Origin of the sequence: Falsochrobactrum tianjinense, assembly GCF_019100495.1 — a bacterium.
In the GTDB taxonomy this organism is placed as follows: domain Bacteria; phylum Pseudomonadota; class Alphaproteobacteria; order Rhizobiales; family Rhizobiaceae; genus Brucella; species Brucella tianjinense.
On sequence record NZ_JAHRVA010000002.1, the window covers coordinates 325,870 to 347,004 of the forward strand.

Genomic DNA, 21,135 nt, shown 5'->3' on the forward strand with positions numbered 1-21,135 from the left:
AGTCATTAACGTCAGGCAGGCGCTATATGAACCAATGATTTTAGGAATGCAACAGAGAATTTAAAGTTTTAGTCAAGATATTTACAGGGNATTAACGTCAGGCAGGCGCTATATGAACCAATGATTTTAGGAATGCAACAGAGAATTTAAAGTTTTAGTCAAGATATTTACAGGGTCTTATAAGCTACATTCATCGCTCTTTATCGGCTGCGGCGGGTAATGCTGATGATTGATGCTGCTCCAGCAAAACCGGCAGCGATGAGCAATATATTGGGGATGTTGCCGACGCCTGAACTCGCTAGCAGGAAAGCGACAAAAGCAGCACCAAGGGATTGTCCCAGCAGCCTTGCCGTTCCGAGCATGCCGCTGGCTGCACCGCTTCGCGAACGCGGTGCAGACGTTATGATCAGGCGGTTATTTGGCGCCTGAAAAAGACCAAAACCAATGCCGCAAACAGCCATCCGCCAGCAAATATCCTCAACAGCGGGCTGGGCGGGTAGCAAGCCGACCAGAGCCAGACCAATACCGAAAATGATAAGGCCGAGGAGGCCGAGACTCGCAGGTGAATATCTGTCCGAAAGCTTGCCCGATAAAGGCGCGACAATCGCAAGCGCTATCGGCCACGGCATCATCAACAAACCAACTGCAATCGGTTGAAAGCCATATACAGTCTGAAACAGGAACGGCAGCGAAATAAACGCCATCATTTGCGCCAAAAACGATATGATCGATGTGCAAAGGGACAAGCTAAAAACGGGGATTCGCAATAAGTCGAGCGGCAAGAGCGGATTGATCGTGCGCAATGAGCGGCGAATAAGAAAAAATGCCGCCAGAACGCAGCCACCCGCCTGTAGAGCCAAAAATCCGGGAGCAAGCCCATGGCCTGCTCCGTCTATTGCAGTGATCAGGAACCCGATAGTCAATGCACTTAGAATTGCGCTTATGGAGTCAAACCGCCGTGAGGCGCGTTCATTGTCCGGCAGGCTTCTGAGGCCCATTGCGACAGCCAGCACACCGAGCGGAATATTAATGACGAAAAGCCAGGGCCAGCTTGCGATATGGAGAATGAATCCGGCAAGAGTCGGGCCGATAGTGGCGGAAACGGCGACAAAAAGAGTGTTAAGACCTATTGCAGTTCCCAGTCTGGCTTGCGGTACGATATAGCGCAGAAGCGCGGTATTGACGCTCATCAGACCGGCCGCGCCAAAACCCTGCACGATGCGAGCAGCCGTCAGCATTTCTAACGAATAAGAAAAGGCACAAGCCACTGATGCTAGCGTAAACAGCGATACGCCCAGCAGATAAACGCGCCTGTAGCTATAGATTTCACCCAGTGCTGCGAAGGGAAGCAGAGTAATGACAATTGCAAGCTGGTAGCCATTGACGATCCAGACCGACGCTGCGGGTCCAGCAGAAAAATCGGCTGCGATAGTGGGCAGAGCGACATTGGCAATGGTGCCATCGATCACCGCAAGCGTTAGCCCGACCATAAGGGTCGCCCATGCCCAGTAGACACGAGGTCTAGGCAATCCATCCGGCGCTACATATACCGAAGTCTTGATAGCTGTTTCATGCGTCATAATTAAAGGCCGACAACCGGGAGAGAGCTAACGACGAGCGTAAGCGAATAAACAATCTATATCTATTGGTTAGTCAATGTGGTCAGCAAATGCCAACAAATGATTGAAGAATTCTCCCTTACTGTGGCAGAATCGAAATTCGTATCGCTTCTGTGGCGGTAAAGCTTCGGCTTTCCATTGCTCACCCGCTGCCTCTATGATTACAGGAACTGCGCTCGACATGAATCGCGGGCGCTCGATTGAATGATAAGAAATCAAGGGAACCATGGGCAAATTACTTAACGCCGCTCTGGTGACAACCGTCATGCTGGTATCGATCAACGGCGTTTTCGCCAAGGATACGCTGGTCGTGGGTGAGGTGCTGGAACCGCCAGGGCTGGACCCGACGGCGAACGCCGCCGCGGGCATCCGGCAAGTTACCTATGCAAATCTCTATGAAGGACTGGTGCGCATTACCGAAGACGGAACAGTGAAGCCGCTTCTAGCGGAAAGCTGGACGATTTCCGACGACAAGCTCACCTACAGTTTCAAGCTGCATGAGGGCGTAAAGTTCCATAATGGAACGCCCTTCGATTGCTCGGTGGTGAAATTCTCTTACGAGCGCGCGGTTGCTTCCGATTCCACCAACGCGCAGAAAGGTTTGTTCGAACCTATCGCCAAAACCGAATGTCCCGATCCGCTGACAGCGGTGGTGACATTGAAGCGCCCGGCATCGAATTTCCTTTTTAACATGGGGTGGGGCGATGCAGTCATGATCGCACCGGATTCGGCAGCTGAAAACCGCACGAAGCCTGTTGGTACAGGCCCTTTCAAATTCAAGCGCTGGGTGCAAGGCGACCGTGTCGAACTGGAGCGCAATCCTGATTACTGGGGTGAACCTGCAAAGCTTTCCGCCATCACCTTCCGTTTCGTAAGTGACCCCTCGGCTGCGGCAGCAGCAATCCTTGCCGGTGATATTGACGTATTTCCAATGTTTCAGGCCCCCGAGCTCATTAATCGCTTTAAGAGCGACGACAAGCTTCAGGTCGAAGTGGGCAATACGGCAGGTAAGGTTCTGTTGGCCCTCAATAATGCCAGAAAGCCATTTGACAATATGAAAGTGCGCCGGGCATTGGCTCATGCCATCGACCGAAAGGCACTGATTGAAGGCGTTTATTCGGGCTATGGCGTGCCGATTGGCTCGCACTATGCTCCGGTCGATCCGGGCTATGTTGAACTGTCTGAAACCTATCCCTATGATCCTACCAAAGCAAAGCAGCTTCTCGAAGAAGCCGGTGTTGCGGCTGGTACGCAGATCACCATCATCCTGCCGCCACCGGCATATGCGCGGCGCGGGGGCGAGATCATTGCAGCCATGCTGGCAGAAGTTGGAATTCAGGCCAAACTGGAGCCAATTGAGTTCGCGCAATGGCTCGATCAGGTATTCAAGCGTTCGGATTTTGATGCAACGATAATCGCGCATACGGAAGCGCGCGATCTCGATATCTATGCACGGGATAAATACTACTTCAACTATGATAGCCCCGAATATAAGGCGCTTTTCAAGGCCTATGCCGAAGCGGGTAGCGATGATGAACAGTTGGAGCTTGTCGTGAAGCTGCAACAAAAACTCGCGGAAGACGAACCCAATGTTTTTCTCTATGCACTGCCGAAAATCGGCGTTTGGAATAAGGGTGTCAAAGGTTTGTGGAAGAATATGCCGATTCCGGCGGACGACCTCACGCAGGTCTATTGGGAGCACTGATTGATCCCATTCATTCAAGGAAGTCGCTGTGCTGGCTTATATATTCGGCCGACTGGGGTCGCTCCTGCTGACGACGCTCGCGGCCTCCATCATCGTCTTTCTGCTGATGCAGATATTGCCGGGCGATCCGGCAGCGGTCATTCTCGGTATCAATGCGCAGCCTGAAACGCTGGCCGCATTGCACAAGCAGCTCGGCCTCGATCAGCCGCTCTGGTGGCGTTATCTCGAATGGATCGGCGGCTTTTTTGTCGGCGATTTCGGTACCAGCTACACCTATTCCGTGCCGATCAGCGAGTTGCTGGGTCCACGCATCATGATCACGTTGCCGCTTGCGCTACTGTCCATGCTGCTGTCTGTTGCTGTTGCCATTCCGGTCGGGGTCTATGCGGCAGCCAGACGCGGCAGTACTGGCGAGGTGCTTTCCATGGGCGTGGCGCAGATCGGTGTCGCAATTCCGAATTTCTGGCTGGCTCTTTTGCTGATCCTGCTTTTCGCACTGCATCTTGGCTGGTTTCCAGTATCCAGTTTTGCGGGATGGGAGGGTGGATTCTGGAATGGTATTCGTTCGTTGTTCTTACCCGCACTCGCGCTGGCGTTGCCTCTGGCTGCAATTCTCGCCCGCGTCACCCGTTCGGCAGTGATCGAAACTTTGGGCGAGGATTTCGTGCGTACCGCACGGGCAAAAGGACTCACACGCAAAGCTGCACTGTGGCGTCATGCAGTACCAAACGCGCTGATCCCGGTGGTTACGATCATTGGCCTGCAATTTTCTTTTCTGCTTGCCGGAACCATCATCATCGAGAACGTCTTCAATCTTCCCGGTCTAGGGCGACTGGTCTTTCAGGCCATTGCGCAGCGTGATCTTGTTACTGTGCAATCTTTGGTGACATTGCTTGCCGCATCCGTGATCGCGGTTAATTTCATTGTCGATCTCGTCTATGGCTTCATCGATCCGCGTCTTTCGACTGGGGCCAGTCGATGAGCGAGGCACAAACCCTGCCGAAGCCCGGTATTTTCCGGACGCTTTCCATGAGCCGCAGCCTGTTTCTGGGCCTGCTGATTACCTTAATCCTTATGGCCATGGCGCTTGGCTCTTTCGTCTGGACGCCATTCTCTCCGACCACGATGAATTTCCATGATAAGTTGGAAGGACCCGGTTTCACTCATTTTTTCGGCACCGATAATTTCGGGCGCGATGTCTTTTCCATGATCATGGTCGGTGCGCGCAATTCCATCGCCGTGTCAATCATTGCCGTGCTGGTTGGAGCGGGGATCGGCATTCCGCTTGGGGCTTTCGCAGCGGCGCGGGGAGGGGTGATCGACGGGGCTGTCATGCGCATGACAGATATGACCTTCGCTTTCCCTGCGCTTCTGACCGCCGTTATCATCACCGCCATTTTTGGCCCCGGCGCGATCAACGCAATGATCGCCATCGGAATTTTCAATATTCCGGTCTTTACGCGTATTACACGCGGAGCGTCGCTTGGGCTGTGGAAACGCGAATATGTATTGGCGGCGCGCTGCGCCGGGCGAGGGGACATTTCGATCACGTTGTTGCATGTGCTCCCCAATATCAATCACATATTAATCGTTCAGGCGACGATCCAGTTCGCGCTCGCCATCGTCGCGGAGGCCGGGCTTTCCTATGTCGGACTCGGCACGCAGCCACCAATGCCAAGCTGGGGCAAGATGCTCAACGATGCTCAGACCTTCATTTACGATGCACCATGGCTTGCCATATTCCCCGGCCTTGCTATCACGCTGGCCGTTCTGGGCCTCAATATGCTTGGTGACGGCCTGCGCGATGTGCTCGACCCGCGCGTGAGGAGAGAGCGATGATGGTGCCCCTGCTTGAAATGGCAGATATGTCCATCCAATCCTCAACTGGATTCCAGATTGCCGACATTGTCTCCGGTATCACGTTGACACTTGGTCGCGGCGAGCGCCTCGGCATTGTGGGAGAATCCGGCAGCGGCAAGTCCATCACAGCACTTGCCGCCATGGGGCTGCTGCCGGATCGTATGCGGGTGCGCGGCACATTGCGCTTCGATGGGGAAAATCTTATGTCCATGCCGGAAGCGCAGCTCTGCAAAATGCGCGGGCGGCGCATGGCTATGATCTTCCAAGAGCCTATGACGGCGCTCAACCCGATCAAATCCATCGGTACGCAGATCGCTGAAGGCCGCCGATTGCATCTGGGAGAAAGTCGGGCGGATTCCGAACGAAAAGCCCGTTCATTACTCGATCGCGTGGGCTTGCCCGCGCCGCGTTTCAATCTCGGGCTTTATCCGCACCAGCTTTCGGGCGGGCAGCGCCAGCGCGTTATGATCGCGATTGCCATTGCCTGCGAGCCGGACCTTCTGATCGCCGACGAGCCGACGACGGCGCTCGATGTCACTGTGCAAGCGCAGATTCTCGACCTCATGGATGAGCTGGTTGATGAAACGGGAACTGCGCTCATGCTGATCACCCACGATCTTGGTGTAGTATCGGAAATGACCGACCGGATCGCCGTCATGTATGCAGGCCGGATTGTCGAAACAGGCCCTACAGAAGCCGTCTTCCGCCGCATGGCGCATCCTTATACACGCGGACTATTTACTGCATCCCCTCTTATTACGGCGCAGTCTCACAATCATTCAGACAGGCGCCAGCGTCTGGCGGCCATTCCGGGCGTGGTGCCTGATCCGCTGGCACGACCGCCTTATTGCAGTTTTGCCGGCCGCTGCGCCTTTGTGCAAAACGACTGCCGTCAGGCCATTCCGCCGCTCGATATGCTTGATAAAAACAACGGAGTTGTGCATCGGGCAGCGTGCTTTCATCCGCGCAGTGGCGAGATGGCTCTATGAGCAAAGCCATCCTGCAAATCCGCGATGTGGTGCGCGAGTATAATCTTCCACGCGTCTCATTTTTCTCAAAGCCGGGTAGGCTGCGTATCCTGCACGGCGTCAGCGCCGAAATCCAAGCAGGGCAAAGCCTTGGCATCGTCGGCGAAAGTGGCTCCGGAAAATCCACGCTTGCGCACACCGTAATGGGGCTTGAAAAGCCGCAATCAGGGCAGGTGCTCATTAACGGGCAGGATATTTACACACTCAATCGCACCGCTCTGCGCGAGGCGCGCAAGAGTTTTCAGGCCGTCTTTCAGGACCCTTACGGTTCACTTGACCCGCGCCATACGGTCAAACGCATCATATCCGAGCCGATTATTTCGCTGGAACGCGGCACGAGCGTCAAAGAGCGCGAGGAACGTGTTATAGAAGTGCTGGAAGCGGTCGGTCTGCCGAAGGCATCGGCAGAGAAGTATCCGCACGAGTTTTCCGGCGGGCAGCGCCAGCGCATTGCTATCGCCCGCGCAGTGATTACAAGGCCGGCGCTGATCGTAGCCGATGAGCCGGTCTCGGCACTCGATGTTTCCATTCAGGCGCAGGTTTTAAACCTGATGATGGATTTGCAGGAGAAATTCGGCCTGTCCTATCTCTTCATCAGTCACGATCTTGGCGTGGTGCGCGCCATCACCGATCGCGTGGCAGTTATTTATCAAGGCCGTTTTGTCGAAGAAGGGCCGACCGGCGAAGTTTTCGACAATCCGCAGCACCCCTATACCAAAGCGCTGATCGACGCCATACCCAGGCCGCTTTCAGGCCGTCGCAAGCGGGCGCGCATCAGCTGAAGCCCACTATTTCAGCGCGGCTGCGGACCTTGTTGGCCCGCGCTCCTTATAGCGATCCAGTGCAGTGAGCTTCTGGATCAGCGGGTCGGCATCGCGCCAACCGTAAATCTCGGTGCGCAGATACTCCAGCTCCGCTTCAAGCTCCTCTTCACCAACTTCCGTCCACCATGATTTTGGCCGGCCTCCGTTGCCGTCCGACCAACGATAGCCGCGCGCTTTGAGTTGGTCTTTCATCTCGAAAGGACTGTTTTCAGCATAGATGCGCAAGCGCGCGCGTTGGCTGGCTTCCAGCAACTCCGCAAAAGGCGTCCCCATGCGGGAGGTGTTATTGAGCACAGCAAGCAAAGCCTGACAATCGTCCTCCGCACGGTGGCCATTGTGGAAATAGCCGCTTTGGCCAACAAGGTAGCCCAGTTTGGCGCCTTCAAAACCGCGTGCTGTCCAGTCGATTTCTTTCACCGAGCAAGCCCAGGGCTTCGTCGCAAAAACCGGAGAGAAGCGTTCCAGGAATGGGCGATCAAAGCCAGCATTATGCGCGATGACAAGATCGGCCTCTCCAATCAGAGCTTCCAACTCTTCGCGCGGAATTGTCTGGCCCTTCACCATCTCGTCGGAAATACCGGTAATACGCGTGATTGCAGCGGGTATCGGCTTCGTCGGCTCCTGCAATGCGCCGAAGGTTGCGCAAACGTCACCGATCGAACCGTCATCTGCATAGCGAAAAGCAACCGCACCGATTTCGATGATTTCATCCTGCATGGCACTGAGACCGGTGGTTTCAGTGTCGACGACAACGCCAAGCCGCGGAAAAGCAAAGCTGTCCGCATCGGGAACAACCGGCGGCGCATCGAGCCTCCGCAAGATGCGATAACGCCCGCTATTCTTGAGATGTCGGACCATCTCAGCCTCGTCCATTGCGTCCAATTTGCGGGCCTTGCTGCGGACAGGGCGCTGTTCTATCCGTTTCTTCCCATCCTCGACGGGAGGGGTAAAAAGATCGAACTGATAACGCATGCATATTCTCCGCGGCTGGGGGACCGGATTTCGCCATATGATGACATTTCAGGCATTGGGGACCAAGCCTTCACTGGGGTTAGTAACAGATAATGGCCGCGCAATGTCGGTTTACAAAACGAATGTACCCCGGCTACACCAGTCGATTGCATAAGATAGATTATGGAACATATTTCTACTGCTATAACGGGAATGCGCGCATTAGCAGAATAGCCTGTCGGCTTTGGTCCAAATAAAAAGGCTCTGTAAATTATATTACTAAGAGCTTCATTGCCTCCCATCTCATGACGGCAACTTGGTTTCTCCCTTCATCCATGATGTAATCGCATTTAGCAATCATAGCGCACAGAGGTTCATATGGCAGACACAACAGTTATCGCCGCTAAACGCAGCGTAGTAGTTGACGGCTTCACAAACAGCGTACTGGACCCCAATCTGCCAATGCTCGGCCCGCTTCAGAATGGCGGCACTATCATTGCAAATACGGCGCCCGGCTGCTGGGGGCCAATGATCACACCAAAATTGCGCGGTGGGCACGAGGTTACCAAGCCGGTATATGTAGAAGGTGCAGAGATTGGTGATGGCGTCATCATCCGCATCCGCGATATTTCAGTGACGTCGCTAGCCACAGCATCTGGAAACGACATGGTTTCCAATCAATATTGTTTGGGTGACCCATTCGTTGCTGCTCGCTGCCCAACTTGTGATGAGGTCTGGCCTGAGACCCACATTGAAGGTGTCGGCCAGGATTCTGTTCGATGCAATAAGTGCGGAAACCCTATCAAACCTTTTAGCATTGAGCATGGTTATACGGTTGTCTTCGATATCACGCAGGGTGTGGGGCTAACTGTGGATTCCGCTGCAGCCAAGCGTATTGCGCAGAATGCAAACCAATACGCATCTCTTCCCGACGAGTCGGCCCAACACTCGATTCTGAATTACGCACCCGCCGATCTCGTCGGTGCAATTGTTAGAATGCGACCTTTTTTGGGGCAGCTTGGCACAACTCCGTCTAAAGCCATGCCGGACTCGCACAATGCTGGTGATTTCGGATCATTTCTGGTTGGTGCGCCGCATGAATATGCTTTGACCGCGGATGAATTGCAGCAGCACAAAACCGATGGTCATATGGACATCGACGCGGTTCGTCCGGGTGCGGTTATGGTTTGTCCGGTCAAAGTGCGCGGAGCAGGCGTTTATATGGGCGATATGCATGCCTCTCAAGGCGATGGTGAGATTGCCGGCCATACGATGGACGTTGCCGGTAGTGTGACACTGCAGGTTGAGGTTCTGAAAAACTACAATAACGATGGACCGGTATTATTTCCTCTTCTTGAAGATCTCCCGCCGCTTGCCCGACCGTTCAGTGATGAGGAGAAGAAGCGAGCCGCTATGCTGGCGCAGCAATGGAGCGTCAAAAAGATCGAAGACGTTGCACCAATCTCTGTAATCGGCACGGCTGCAAATATGAATGCTGCTATTTTAAACGGTCTGGAAAGAGCTGCCCGACTGTTGGAAATGAGCGTTGCAGAAGTCCGCAACCGTGCGACAATCAATGGTGCGATTGAAATTGGTCGTGATCCTGGCGTGATCCAGGTGACATTCTTAGCTCCACTAAGCAGTCTGGATAAAGCCGGGCTTGGCGATATTGCTCGTCAACAGTACAATCTTTGAACCTTTTTATTGATGCCCAGGCCGCTTTTATGAGCTGTTTGGGCATTAATGCTGGGCGGCTTTGCACCTGCGTATCGGATCCGCAATTATAATGATCCGCTAAGCTTTCTCCACATCTGCCAGAGCAAGCGCAGCTTCAATAATTAATCTTATCTGGGCAGTGGCCCCCTACCCTTTTATTTACTTCGGCCTGTTTTTTCCGGTACGCAGGGTAGGCTGGCTGTATGTTTTGCCGTGCGCCGAAAATCTCACCCGCCAAGCGGATATCGGAATGCACGCTATCAGATTGTAGAACCCTGCCTTTAACCTGAACATACATCAAACTGTCATTAAGCTGCAGCACAGCTGTTACAGAAGAACCTTACAAGCCGCACAGAAATTCGGAATTGCCAGGCAATTTCGATCCTGCGGCCAATCGTAATCTATCCGTCACGGCCGCAGTCTTTTTGAATAGACAAAGGAACAGACCCGTGCGGATTATTCAGATCTCCGATACACATTTGAGCCCCGGCAAACCTCATTTCAATAATAATTGGGAGCCGCTTGTCGAATGGATAAAAGAGCAAAAGCCGGATCTGATTATTCACACGGGCGATCTCGCGGTTGATGGCGCAGATGTTGAGAAAGATCTGTTGTTTTGCCGCGCACTCTTCGATGAGTTACCGGTACGTATCATTTACGTTCCCGGCAATCACGATATCGGCCATTTGCCGGGGTCCCACCAGCCGGTCAACGCGCAGCGTCTCGCCCGGTGGCATCAGCATATCGGGCCTGATCGGTGGGCCGAAGACTTTGGCAACTGGCGTCTTATTGGGCTAAACAGCCTCATCATTGGTAGCGATGGCGAAGAGGAAGAAGCGCAATTTCTGTGGCTGGAGAATGAGCTTCAAAACACCGATGGCAGGCCGGTGGCAATCTTCGCCCATAAGCCGCTTTTCGTCGATAAGCCAGACGAAGGGGATACTGGCTATTGGGGCATTCGCCCCGCAGCACGACAGCGCCATTATGATTTGTTTGCGGCGCATAATGTCCGCCTTCATGCAAGCGGTCACCTTCATCGCGCCCACGCAACTGTGGCACACGGCATTGAATGTATCTGGTGCCCGGCCAGCAGTTTTATCGTCGGCAACATGGAAAGGGACTTGCCGGGACAGCGTATTCTCGGCGCGGTTATCCATGATCTTGACGACAACTTCAGAACAGAAATCGTCGAAATCGCATCGCTGACGCCGCATCTGCTCGATGATGTTGCGCACGAAGTCTATCCAAAACATACGGAAGATAGTGTCAAAGTGAGTGCTGAGGAGAGCAATTGATGAGTGCTCTCTCAATTCAGAATATCAGCAAGCATTATGGCGACAACCATATCCTTGATGGCATTTCGATCGATGTTGAAGATGACGAATTTATCGCTCTGGTCGGCCCATCCGGTTGTGGCAAGAGCACGCTTTTGCGTATTCTTGCCGGGCTTGATCACGCGGATACCGGCCATATCCAGCTGGGTGGGCGCGATATCACGGGTGCGCATCCGGCTGACCGGAATATCGCCATGGTATTCCAGTCCTACGCGCTTTACCCACATCTCACCACATCGCAGAATATTGCTGTGCCGCTCGCCATGCGAGATCTCAGCACGGCAGAACGCCTGCCTTTGATCGGAAACCTGATCCCAGCCCGCAAAGCCAAACTTGCGCGCATTAAAGCGCAGGTTGAAACAACCGCCCGAAGCCTCAAAATTGATTATTTACTGGACCGAAAGCCAGGCCAGATGTCTGGAGGCCAGCGCCAGCGAGTGGCACTTGCTCGTGCACTCGTGCGCCAGCCCGGTGTTTTTTTGATGGATGAGCCGCTTTCCAACCTCGACGCCAATTTGCGTGTTCATACCCGCGCAGAGATTGTGGAGCTGCACCGGCGTGCAGGTGTTCCAACGATCTACGTAACACATGATCAGGCGGAAGCTCTCAGCATGGCGGACCGCGTGGCTGTGATGATGGGCGGAAAACTGCTGCAGATCGATGCGCCTGAAGCGCTTTACAATGATCCACGCCATATTGATGTCGCGAAATTTATAGGAACACCACATATCAATATTCTCGATTGCCTGGCGAGCGATGGCGGCATCGTCCACTTTGGCGGTCGCCCGATATTATTTGATGTACCGGCTTATGCTGATACAGTTTTACGGGTCGGCATACGCCCGGAACATTTCAAAATCACACGCGACGTCAAAACCGGTATTACAGGCACTATTTCCCGCATTGAATTTCTTGGCTCGGAAGTGCTCGTTTATGTCCGGACCAAAGGTGCGGCATGCGAATTTTCTGTAAAGCTTACGCCGGAGGAAACTACTGATATCGTCACCGGCCAGCCGGTCGGGCTCCAGTTTTCGGCTGATAAAGCGCATCTGTTTGGCGAAGACGGGCTACGCCTGCGTCTGCCAATGGGCACACATATTCATACCGCAGAAAATCAGAAGGCACCTGCCTATGTCTGATACGGTTTTACAATCTCCCGCCCTCATGACCGCCCGCACCGGGGAGCAAAATGCTCGCCTTAGAGAAGAGCGTCAGGCATGGAAGCTTGCTGCCCCCGCAATAACGCTGACATTTCTTCTCATTTTGCTGCCGACATTTGCCGTGCTCATCTTGAGCCTGACGGATTTCGAGCTTGGTTATGATGGTTTCGAATTTATCGGATTTGACAATTATCGCGAGCTGTTCAGCGATCGCACGTTCCTCACTTCACTGAAAAACACCACCTTTTACACCGCAGTTGTTGCCCCGGCCTCCATATTTCTCAGCCTGGGGGTGGCGATGCTGATTGAAAGCGAAACGCGGGGCAAATCCTTTTTCCGTACGGTCTATTTTCTGCCTGCAGTCTCGCTTCTCGTGGCGATGGCGACAGTTTGGCAATATCTGCTCCATCCCACGCTTGGCCCGGTTAATGCCCTGCTTTCCATGATCGGCATCGAGGGACCAAACTGGCTTGGCTCCAGCGACACCGCGCTTATCAGCATTGCGATGATCGGCGTCTGGCAAAGCGTGGGCTTTAACATGGTGCTGTTTCTGGCCGGCCTCACAGCCATCCCGCGTGAACTCTATTCTGCAGCGGAAGTCGACGGCGTGAAAAGCAGTTGGGAGCGTTTTCGTCTAGTGACATGGCCGCTGCTTGGCCCAACCACGCTCTTTGTCACCACCATCAGCGTCATCAATTCCGTCAAGGTGTTCGAGACCGTCAAAACCCTCACCGAAGGGGGCCCGAACAAGTCAACCGAAGTGCTGCTCTATACGATCTATCAGGAAGGCTTTGTCTATTTGCGAGTTGGCTATGCCTCCGCCCTGACGGTCATTTTCCTCGCTGTTCTGGTCGTTCTGATGCTGCTGCAATTCCGCGTGCTGGATCGCCGCGTACATTATTGAGGTCAACAATGACTGTCGCTCGCACTATTAGGCTGTCTCTGCTTTCGCTGGGTGCCGTTGTCTTTCTCGCGCCTTACGTCTTCATGCTTTCGACGGCCGCAAAATCTCAGCAAGACATCTTCTCGTCTTCTCTCATGCTGATACCGCAGAACTGGGCGCTGCTGGAAAATCTCGGCAAAGCATTTAGTCGCATTCCCATGCTGCAACTATTGCTCAATGGGATTATGGTTTGCGCGATAATCCTGACGGTGCAGATCATTGTCGCCGTGCCTTGCGCCTATGCAATGGCAAAGCTGAAGTTCCGTGGCCAGCGCGCCATGATGATCCTGGTCTTACTGGGCCTGCTTGTGCCTATTCATGCAACAGCCCTGCCCTTCTATGTCAGCTTCAGCAAGCTTGGTCTGCTTAATACGTTTTTTGCCCTTTGCGCGCCGTTCTTCATCACGGTCTTCGGCATATTTCTTTTCCTGCAATTCTTCCGCTCGATGCCGGATGATCTGATGAGTGCTGCGCGCCTTGATGGCATGTCCGAAGCCGGAATTATCGCCCGCGTGATCGTCCCCAATGCCTGGCCAGCAATCACCGCCTTTTCAATCTTTTCGGTGGTCGCACACTGGAATGATCTTTTCTGGCCGCTCATCGTCGTCAACAGCATCGAGCGCTCTACGCCACCCCTTGGCCTGCTTTATTTCCGCGCCGCTGAATCGGGCGACAATTACGGTGCGCTTATGGCAGCCACACTGATCATCACGCTTCCCCTACTCCTTGCTTTCTTGGCGGCACAGCGCCGCTTTATCGAAGGCATCACCCTTACAGGACTGAAAGGGTGATTTTCAGTCCCCCTCCTCCCCTCCCCAAGTTGTTGAAAGGTAATATTATGAAACGGCTTTCCAGCGCGTTTGCTGCAGCAGTGATTGCAACGGGGTTTGCTACGCCTGCCTTGGCTGAGACAAACCTTAACGTTCATTATCCGATGCCCGGTTTCTTTAAAGATGTAATGGCCAACATCTCCGAGAAGTTCATGGAAGAAAACCCGGATATCAAGATCAATTTTGTTAGTCCTTCGGCCACCTATGAAGAAGGCATCCAGACAATCATGCGTCAGGCCGGCTCACCGGATATGCCTGATATTACCTTTACCGGCCTCAATCGCCTTCGGCTGCTGACTGAGCGCAATATCGGCCTTGATCTCAAGCCGCGTGTCGATCAGGAAGAGGATATGGACGCGCAGGGCTTTTCCGAAAACATCCTGAAGCTTGCACGCGTTGGCGACCGCCAGGTTGGTCTTGCTTTCGCAACCTCCAATCCAATCATGTATTATAATGCCGATCTGGTGCGTGCTGCTGGTGGCAACCCTGATACACCGCCCACCACCTGGGACGAAGTGATCGAACTTGGCGGTAAAATCAAAGCTCTCGGCGATGGCAATGAGGGTATTGATTTCCGCTGGCAGGGCGATGACTGGATGTTCTCTGCCCTCTTGTTTGGTGCTGGCGGCACAATGCTGTCCGAAGATGAAAAGAAAGTTGCTTTCGGCGGACCGGAAGGGCTTGAAAGCCTTAAGCTGATTGACCGCATGGTCAAGGAAGGCGGCATGCCGGTACTGACCAAGCAGGCTGGCGAACAGTCCTTTGCTGCCGGTAAAGTTGGCTTTGCATTCCAGAGCACCGGTGGGCTGCGCAATACCATCAACAGCGTTGGCGACAAATTCGATCTGCGTACAGCAAAAATTCCGCTGATCGACTCTGAAAACGGGCGTCTGCCAACCGGCGGTAATGCGGTTATCATTCTGACCGAAGACGAAGCCAAGCAGGATGCAGCCTGGAAATTCGCCAAATTCGCTGCCGGTCCTTATGGCGCTTCCGTGGTTGTACCAGGCACAGGATATGTGCCCAACAATGAACTGGCCGCGAAATCAGACGAATATCTGGGTACGTTCTACGATGAAAACCCGCTCTTCAAAGCCGGTCTCAACCAGATGTCAATTATGATACCTTGGTATGCTTTCCCCGGTTCGAACGGCGTGAAGGTCACGCAGACCATCGTCGACAATCTCTCGCGCCTTGTCGAACAGTCGGCAACACCGGAAGAAGTGCTCATCGATATGGAAAAAGAAGTGCAGCGTCTGCTGCCACGCAAATAAGCGCGATCCAGACAAGCGCAGACTAATAAAGAGAGGTCGCGCGGTACTGCCGCGCGGCCTCTGCGATTTTCTAGTGTCTTTTAGCGGTTTGACTAAGTGCCATCTTTATTTGGGTGGCGATAAGTCGCCGATCTTGCTACTGAGTTTCCATTCGGGAGGGATCGGAATGCAGGGCAACATCGCAGCATCACAGGTCAAAGATTGGGATCTGGCTTATTCCAATCTGGAACATGTCGCAGCGTCCGCTTCATATCCGCCTTTATGGCTTGAGCGATCATCAGAGATGCGTAAGGAGATGGAAGCGCAGGGACGCTTTATCAGTGATGTGCGTTACGGCACGCGTGAGCGCAATGTGCTGGATATTGTGACGCCTGAAGGCGCGCCACGCGGCCTGGTTGTCTTCATCCATGGCGGCTATTGGCGGCGTTTTGACAAAAGCTTCTTCGCCCATATGGCGCGCGGCCCTGTCGCGCACGGTTATGCCGTTGCCCTCCCCTCTCATACGCCCTGCCCCAAAGCGCGGGTTGGCGAGATCACGCAAGAAATCGGCCTGGCAATCACGAAAGCCGCATCGATGGTCGAAGGTCCGCTATATATTACAGGCCATTCGGCAGGCGGACACCTATCCGCCCGCATGGTTACAACAGACACGCCGCTTTCCCCTGAGCTGCAAAAGCGTTTGCGTAAAATCCTACCCATCTCGCCTGTCTGTGATTTACGGCCTTTGCTGCGTCTGGAAATGAACGAAGACTTTAGGCTTGATCTCGAACAGGCCCGGAGCGAAAGCCCGGCTTTACTGGAGCCTCTGGCGGGCATTGATCTGACAGCCTGGGTTGGTGCCGATGAATTGCCGGAATTTGTCAGACAAAATCATATTCTGGTCAGCATGTGGAGCGGGTTTAACTGCCAGGTTGAAGAAATCACCGAGCCTGGAAAGCATCATATGAACATTCTTGACGGGCTCAGCGACCCAGATCATTTGCTTACACGCAAGCTCCTATGTCTATAAAATAGCGAAAAGGTCAATAATCACCGATGGTTACGACAAATAGCAAAATAAAGCTTGTAACCCATCAGAAGTTTATTATCCAACGATACCAAAATTGTGAGGGAACATAGATGAAGCGCATTACTCTTGCTCTATCAACCGCCAGCATTGGGCTGGGCCTGGTATTTTCCAATCCGGCACTCGCTGATCCCCTGAAAATCGGGATGATCACTACCTTGTCCGGTGGCGGGGCAGGCCTTGGCATTGATATTCGCGATGGATTTTTACTTGCGATAAAGCAATCCGGCAATAAGGACGTTGAAGTCATCGTCGAAGATGATGCGCAAAAGCCGGAACTGGCGGTCCAGATCGCTGATAAAATGGTGCAGAGCGATAAGGTCGACATTCTGACTGGTATAGTCTGGTCCAACCTTGCCATGGCCGTGGTGCCAAGTGTTGTGGCGCAAGACAAAATCTATATTTCCACCAATGCAGGCCCTTCCGCTTTGGCAGGTGCCAGGTGCCACGCCAATTATTTCAATGCAGCCTATCAAAACGATAATCTGCACGAGGCGGTCGGTAATTATGCCAATGATGCTGGCTATAAAAACACCTTCATTCTTGCGCCTAACTATCCGGCAGGCACGGATGCCCTGACGGGCTTCAAGCGCTTTTATAAGGGCGGACTGGCTGGCGAAATCTACACGAAAGTCGGTCAGACCGATTATGCTGCTGAAATTGCCCAGATCCGTAATTCCGGCGCAGATTCGGTCTATTTTTTCCTGCCTGGCGGCATGGGTATTGCTTTCATGAAGCAATATTCGCAATCGGGTATGACCATTCCTGTTATGGGGCCTGGCTTTTCTTTTGATCAGGACGTTCTTGCGGCGATTGGCGATGCGGCGATTGGTGTGAAGAACTCATCGCATTGGTCGAAGGATCTCGATAATCCAGCCAACAAGGCTTATGTCGAAGCTTTCCAAAAGGAATATGGCCGTTTGCCCTCGCTTTATGCAACACAGGGCTTTGATGCTGCCAATCTCATTCTTTCTGCGGTGGCCAAAGCCGATGTGAACGATAAGGACGCTTTCCGCGCTGCGATGAAAGCTGCTGATTTTGATTCAGTTCGGGGCAAATTCTCCTTCGGCAATAACAACCATCCGATTCAGGATATTTATATCCGTGAAGTCATCAAGGAAGATGGCGTTCTGACCAACAAGATTGTGGCAACGAGCTTGAAAGACCGTCACGACGCTTATGCTCAGGATTGCAAACTCTGAGTAACGCCTGAGTAGCAGCGGCGATAATTTCGCCGTTGCTATCGTCATTTCCAGTTGCCGGACTTTCTCATTTCAGCCGAAAAATATTGAAACGGAAGCGGTTTTGTCGTCTGCACTATTCATTGAGCAATTACTCAACGGGCTGCAATTCGGCGTCATGCTATTTTTGATGGCGGCCGGCCTGACCCTGATCTTCGGCGTAATGGGGATCATCAATCTCGCCCATGGTTCGCTATTTATGATCGGGGCTTTCGCTTGCGCGTTGGTCGCTGCGGCAACCGGTTCGTTCTGGCTCGGACTGATGGCAAGTTTGGTTGCGGCGGCGGCGGCAGGTGCAGTCATCGAAATGGCGGTTATCCGAAAACTTTATAGCCGCAATCATTTGGATCAGGTTTTGGCAACTTTTGCCTTGATATTGATTTTTTCCGACGCAACACGATGGGTTTTCGGATCTTTCCCGTATTATCTGGATATCCCCCCCATATTACAGGGGGCGGTGACATTGCCGGGTGGATTGCAATATCAGCTCTATCGTCTGGCAATTATCGGCGTAGGTATCTTAGTCTCGATAGGGCTTTACCTGTTAATTTCCAAGACACGACTGGGTATGCGTATTCGTGCCGGTGAATCTGACCGTGAAATGATCGGCGCGTTAGGTGTTGATATTGCCCGGCTTAACACGATCGTTTTTGCGCTTGGCGCAACATTAGCTGGTCTTGCCGGGGCATTGGTCGGTGCGTTGCAATCGGTGCAGGTCGGCATGGGCGAGCCGGTTCTGATCTTGGCTTTCGTGGTAATTGTTATTGGCGGGATTGGCTCCGTCAAAGGAGCGTTTGCGGCAGCGGTTCTGGTTGGCGTAGTCGATACGATGGGGCGCTTTTTGCTGCCGAAATTATTCGCCATATTTATGGAGACGTCACAAGCTGCCACAGTCGGCACCGCTTTGGCATCGATGCTCATCTATATCGTTATGGCTGTTATTCTCACAATACGGCCTCGGGGATTGTTTGCAGCAAATGGATAATCCCGGAATATTTTATAGGCACCCCAAGCCATATGAAAAACATGCAGCTGAGCTATGTCAGGGGCAAAAGCAATGACTCGCGAATTATCAATCAGCCTGCTCTTTGCTTTGGCATTGCCCGTGGTGGCTTTGGTCGCCAACCAGCTTGGCGAAATATTCTATATTTCTCTGGTCACGCGCATTGCCATTCTGGCACTGGCAGCCACAGGGCTTAACCTCATGCTGGGCCTAGGCGGTATGGTCTCTTTCGGACATGCAGCATTTTTCGGCATTGGCGGTTATGTTGCCGGCGTTATGGCCACACATGCGATGGACCAAAGCGCCATATTGAACTGGCCCATTATGGTTCATGGCAGTGATCAGATGCTGATCATCTGGCCTGTGGCGATGCTTATTGCTGGTATGGTCGCACTGTTTATCGGTATTATCAGCCTGCGAACCTCTGGCGTATATTTCATTATGATCACGCTCGCCTTCGCTCAGATGATCTACTATTTCGCAATCTCTTGGCCAGCCTATGGAGGTGAAGACGGCTTGTCACTGGCAATGCGTAATAACTTTCCCGGTCTCAATACCCTCAATCCTCTGAGCTTTTTCATTATCGCATATGGATTACTGATGGTTGTGCTGTTCTTGTTCGCGCGCATTCGCAATTCACGCTTTGGCGCAGCGCTGGAAGGTGCCCGGCAAAATGAAGTGCGAATGGCTTCGCTCGGCATTGCTCCGCTAAAAATCCGGCTCGTTGCCTTTGTCATATCCGGAATGATTACTGCGCTTGCAGGAGCGCTTTTCGTAGAACTTAATCGCTTTGTCAGCCCGTCTTTGTTTTCATGGCACATGTCGGGCGAGCTGATCGTGCTGATTATTCTTGGTGGAACGGGGCGTTTGTTTGGTCCGCTGATCGGTGCCACCCTTTATGTCATGTTCGAATTTGCGCTCGGCGGAATGGTTGAACATTGGCAATTCTTCTTTGGACTGATTTTACTTGGCGTGGTCATGTTTGCGCGTGGGGGCATCATCGGCCTGGTTGCAGGAAAAGTCCGCTATGGCTGAGACTATTCTGGAAATCAAAAACCTGCAAAAGAGCTTTGGCAAGCTCAAGGCCACAGATGATGTAAGTCTTAACCTCCGCAAAGGGGAAATCCACGCGCTGATCGGGCCGAATGGCGCGGGCAAATCGACGCTGATCGGTCAGATCGCGGGAAATATTAAGTCCGACAGCGGCAGTGTTCACTTTGGCGGGCAGGATATTGGCCCGCTCGATCTGGTGCAAAGGGCTCATCTGGGTCTGGGCCGCACATTTCAAGTGTCGTCTCTTATGCTGGAATTTTCCGCACTACGGAACGTGATGCTGGCCTTGCAGGCTCGACAGGGTTCAGCTTTTCGCTTCTGGAAGCCTGTAATGCAGGATTCGTCTTTGAAAGATGAGGCGAGCGCGGTTCTTGAACGGGTTAAGCTTGAGAAGCGGAAACACGTTCCCAGTGCGGAACTCTCTCACGGCGAACGCCGACAACTCGAAATAGCCATTGCCCTGGCGTTGCGTTCAAAAGCGCTGCTACTTGATGAGCCAATGGCAGGAATGGGCCCTGAAGGGTCTAGCCAGCTGACCAGCTTTTTGGATGAATTGCGCCATGAAGTGCCTATTCTGCTGGTTGAGCACGATATGGACGCAGTGTTCGCGCTTGCAGATCGTATTTCTGTGCTGGTCTATGGCCGGATCATCGCTCATGGCACCAGCGCTGAAATTCGTAATGATCCACTGGTGCGCGAAGCCTATCTCGGGGAGTCCAGATAATGTTGCTCGAACTCAATCAGGTCGAAACATTTTATGGTGCATCTCAAGCCCTGTTCGGCATTGATCTACAAGTGGAAAAGGGTGAGGTTGTTGCCCTGATGGGACGTAATGGGATGGGGAAAACCACCACGATTCGGTCCATTTTTGGTTTGACGCCCCTGCTCAAAGGCAAAGTCAGTTTTATGGGCCGTAATATTTCAGCCATGGCACCCTACCGCATTGCGCGCCTTGGATTAGGCTTGGTGCCGGAGGGACGTCGTTGCTTTCCAAACCTTACGGTTGCCGAGAACCTACTCGTATCTGCTCGGCGCGGAGAGTGGACGCTGGAGGCTGTCAATGAGTTGTTCCCGCGCCTGAAAGAACGCCATCTCCAACTTGCAAACACCCTGTCGGGCGGCGAACAGCAGATGCTGGCTGTGGGCCGTGCCTTGATGACCAACCCGGATCTGATCGTGCTCGATGAGGCAACCGAAGGGCTAGCCCCGGTAATCCGCCAGGAAATCTGGAAAGCTGTCAGAGAATTAAAGCGACGCGGCCAGTCTATTCTGGTCGTCGATAAAACCCTCTCCGAACTTCTGCCGGTTGCCGACCGCTGTGTGGTACTGGAGCGCGGCAAAACAGTCTGGCAAGGTAACTCTCAGTCACTGAATACAGAGATACAGAATCGCTATTTGGGCGTTTAACTGTCTACAGGGCCTAATCAGCGGAAGCAGGATTCAAGACAGCCTTTTAGGAAGCGGTGATGGGGCGTGGCGATCTTGCCGAACAAGAATGGGTTATCATAGAAGGTTTATTGCCCGCTGA

At 53.1% G+C, this 21,135-nt stretch carries 19 protein-coding genes; 17 read left to right on the forward strand and 2 right to left on the reverse strand.

Going from position 1 to position 21,135, the window contains the following annotated elements; translation table 11 throughout:
• Positions 1-200: 200 nt before the first annotated feature.
• Positions 201-1,580 (reverse strand): MFS transporter, encoded by a 1,380-nt coding sequence (locus KUG47_RS07085; protein WP_217677246.1) that lies wholly within the window; start codon positions 1,578-1,580, stop codon positions 201-203.
• A gap of 265 nt (positions 1,581-1,845) precedes the next feature.
• On the opposite strand from KUG47_RS07085, the gene KUG47_RS07090 reads away from it, so the two are divergent.
• Genes KUG47_RS07090 through KUG47_RS07110 form a run of 5 tightly spaced genes read left to right on the forward strand, consistent with a single transcriptional unit; the run spans position 1,846 to position 6,994 of the window.
• The gene (locus KUG47_RS07090; RefSeq protein ID WP_217677247.1) at positions 1,846-3,324 is read left to right on the forward strand and encodes an ABC transporter substrate-binding protein; all 1,479 of its coding nucleotides are present in this window, start codon (positions 1,846-1,848) and stop codon (positions 3,322-3,324) included.
• A gap of 28 nt (positions 3,325-3,352) precedes the next feature.
• Entirely contained in the window at positions 3,353-4,306 is a 954-nt protein-coding gene (locus KUG47_RS07095) for an ABC transporter permease (protein ID WP_217677248.1), read from the forward strand.
• Positions 4,303-5,163, forward strand: a complete 861-nt coding sequence (locus KUG47_RS07100) for an ABC transporter permease (protein WP_217677249.1) — start codon at positions 4,303-4,305, stop codon at positions 5,161-5,163. The genes KUG47_RS07095 and KUG47_RS07100 overlap by 4 nt, the downstream gene beginning before the upstream one ends.
• Positions 5,160-6,173: an ABC transporter ATP-binding protein gene (locus tag KUG47_RS07105; RefSeq protein ID WP_217677250.1), complete on the forward strand. Its 1,014-nt coding sequence runs from the start codon at positions 5,160-5,162 to the stop codon at positions 6,171-6,173. The genes KUG47_RS07100 and KUG47_RS07105 overlap by 4 nt, the downstream gene beginning before the upstream one ends.
• The gene (locus KUG47_RS07110; RefSeq protein ID WP_217677251.1) at positions 6,170-6,994 is read left to right on the forward strand and encodes an ATP-binding cassette domain-containing protein; all 825 of its coding nucleotides are present in this window, start codon (positions 6,170-6,172) and stop codon (positions 6,992-6,994) included. The genes KUG47_RS07105 and KUG47_RS07110 overlap by 4 nt, the downstream gene beginning before the upstream one ends.
• Before the next feature lie 6 nt (positions 6,995-7,000).
• Here the strand turns inward: KUG47_RS07110 and KUG47_RS07115 are convergent, their stop codons facing one another.
• Positions 7,001-8,008 (reverse strand): 3'-5' exonuclease, encoded by a 1,008-nt coding sequence (locus KUG47_RS07115; RefSeq protein WP_217677252.1) that lies wholly within the window; start codon positions 8,006-8,008, stop codon positions 7,001-7,003.
• Between the two features lie 357 nt (positions 8,009-8,365).
• Here KUG47_RS07115 and KUG47_RS07120 point away from each other — a divergent pair, with 357 nt between their 5' ends.
• The 12 genes from KUG47_RS07120 to KUG47_RS07175 all read left to right on the forward strand — a co-directional run bounded on the left by KUG47_RS07120 (position 8,366) and on the right by KUG47_RS07175 (position 21,014).
• Entirely contained in the window at positions 8,366-9,682 is a 1,317-nt protein-coding gene (locus tag KUG47_RS07120) for an acetamidase/formamidase family protein (protein ID WP_217677253.1), read from the forward strand.
• A 470-nt stretch (positions 9,683-10,152) separates the two neighbouring features.
• Positions 10,153-10,998: a metallophosphoesterase family protein gene (locus KUG47_RS07125; protein ID WP_217677401.1), complete on the forward strand. Its 846-nt coding sequence runs from the start codon at positions 10,153-10,155 to the stop codon at positions 10,996-10,998.
• Positions 10,998-12,176, forward strand: a complete 1,179-nt coding sequence (locus KUG47_RS07130; RefSeq protein WP_217677254.1) for an ABC transporter ATP-binding protein — start codon at positions 10,998-11,000, stop codon at positions 12,174-12,176. Before KUG47_RS07125 ends, KUG47_RS07130 begins: the two co-directional genes overlap by 1 nt.
• Before the next feature lie 25 nt (positions 12,177-12,201).
• A complete protein-coding gene (locus KUG47_RS07135; RefSeq protein ID WP_254799398.1) occupies positions 12,202-13,101 on the forward strand; it encodes a carbohydrate ABC transporter permease in 900 nt (299 codons plus the stop codon).
• Positions 13,102-13,109: 8 nt separating this feature from the next.
• On the forward strand, positions 13,110-13,931 hold the full coding sequence (locus KUG47_RS07140) for a carbohydrate ABC transporter permease (protein WP_217677256.1): 822 nt from the start codon (positions 13,110-13,112) through the stop codon (positions 13,929-13,931).
• Between the two features lie 47 nt (positions 13,932-13,978).
• The gene (locus KUG47_RS07145) at positions 13,979-15,244 is read left to right on the forward strand and encodes an ABC transporter substrate-binding protein (RefSeq protein WP_217677257.1); all 1,266 of its coding nucleotides are present in this window, start codon (positions 13,979-13,981) and stop codon (positions 15,242-15,244) included.
• A 166-nt stretch (positions 15,245-15,410) separates the two neighbouring features.
• A complete protein-coding gene (locus KUG47_RS07150) occupies positions 15,411-16,253 on the forward strand; it encodes an alpha/beta hydrolase (protein WP_254799349.1) in 843 nt (280 codons plus the stop codon).
• Positions 16,254-16,363: 110 nt separating this feature from the next.
• Entirely contained in the window at positions 16,364-17,512 is a 1,149-nt protein-coding gene (locus KUG47_RS07155) for an ABC transporter substrate-binding protein (RefSeq protein ID WP_217677258.1), read from the forward strand.
• A 103-nt stretch (positions 17,513-17,615) separates the two neighbouring features.
• Positions 17,616-18,536, forward strand: coding sequence for a branched-chain amino acid ABC transporter permease (locus tag KUG47_RS07160; RefSeq protein ID WP_217677259.1), 921 nt, complete (start codon positions 17,616-17,618; stop codon positions 18,534-18,536).
• Between the two features lie 72 nt (positions 18,537-18,608).
• A complete protein-coding gene (locus tag KUG47_RS07165) occupies positions 18,609-19,589 on the forward strand; it encodes a branched-chain amino acid ABC transporter permease (protein WP_217677260.1) in 981 nt (326 codons plus the stop codon).
• On the forward strand, positions 19,582-20,331 hold the full coding sequence (locus tag KUG47_RS07170) for an ABC transporter ATP-binding protein (protein WP_217677261.1): 750 nt from the start codon (positions 19,582-19,584) through the stop codon (positions 20,329-20,331). Before KUG47_RS07165 ends, KUG47_RS07170 begins: the two co-directional genes overlap by 8 nt.
• Positions 20,331-21,014, forward strand: coding sequence for an ABC transporter ATP-binding protein (locus KUG47_RS07175; protein ID WP_254799351.1), 684 nt, complete (start codon positions 20,331-20,333; stop codon positions 21,012-21,014). The genes KUG47_RS07170 and KUG47_RS07175 overlap by 1 nt, the downstream gene beginning before the upstream one ends.
• Positions 21,015-21,135 lie beyond the last annotated feature (121 nt).

Coding starts and splice junctions, on each gene's coding strand:
- KUG47_RS07085 (WP_217677246.1), bottom strand. CDS start 1,580: ATGACGCATGAAACAGCTATCAAGACTTCGGTATATGTAGCGCCGGAT.
- KUG47_RS07130 (WP_217677254.1), top strand. CDS start 10,998: ATGAGTGCTCTCTCAATTCAGAATATCAGCAAGCATTATGGCGACAAC.
- KUG47_RS07150 (WP_254799349.1), top strand. CDS start 15,411: ATGCAGGGCAACATCGCAGCATCACAGGTCAAAGATTGGGATCTGGCT.
- KUG47_RS07170 (WP_217677261.1), top strand. CDS start 19,582: ATGGCTGAGACTATTCTGGAAATCAAAAACCTGCAAAAGAGCTTTGGC.
- KUG47_RS07175 (WP_254799351.1), top strand. CDS start 20,331: ATGTTGCTCGAACTCAATCAGGTCGAAACATTTTATGGTGCATCTCAA.
- KUG47_RS07100 (WP_217677249.1), top strand. CDS start 4,303: ATGAGCGAGGCACAAACCCTGCCGAAGCCCGGTATTTTCCGGACGCTT.
- KUG47_RS07120 (WP_217677253.1), top strand. CDS start 8,366: ATGGCAGACACAACAGTTATCGCCGCTAAACGCAGCGTAGTAGTTGAC.
- KUG47_RS07140 (WP_217677256.1), top strand. CDS start 13,110: ATGACTGTCGCTCGCACTATTAGGCTGTCTCTGCTTTCGCTGGGTGCC.
- KUG47_RS07115 (WP_217677252.1), bottom strand. CDS start 8,008: ATGCGTTATCAGTTCGATCTTTTTACCCCTCCCGTCGAGGATGGGAAG.
- KUG47_RS07135 (WP_254799398.1), top strand. CDS start 12,202: ATGACCGCCCGCACCGGGGAGCAAAATGCTCGCCTTAGAGAAGAGCGT.
- KUG47_RS07090 (WP_217677247.1), top strand. CDS start 1,846: ATGGGCAAATTACTTAACGCCGCTCTGGTGACAACCGTCATGCTGGTA.
- KUG47_RS07155 (WP_217677258.1), top strand. CDS start 16,364: ATGAAGCGCATTACTCTTGCTCTATCAACCGCCAGCATTGGGCTGGGC.
- KUG47_RS07165 (WP_217677260.1), top strand. CDS start 18,609: ATGACTCGCGAATTATCAATCAGCCTGCTCTTTGCTTTGGCATTGCCC.
- KUG47_RS07105 (WP_217677250.1), top strand. CDS start 5,160: ATGATGGTGCCCCTGCTTGAAATGGCAGATATGTCCATCCAATCCTCA.
- KUG47_RS07110 (WP_217677251.1), top strand. CDS start 6,170: ATGAGCAAAGCCATCCTGCAAATCCGCGATGTGGTGCGCGAGTATAAT.
- KUG47_RS07145 (WP_217677257.1), top strand. CDS start 13,979: ATGAAACGGCTTTCCAGCGCGTTTGCTGCAGCAGTGATTGCAACGGGG.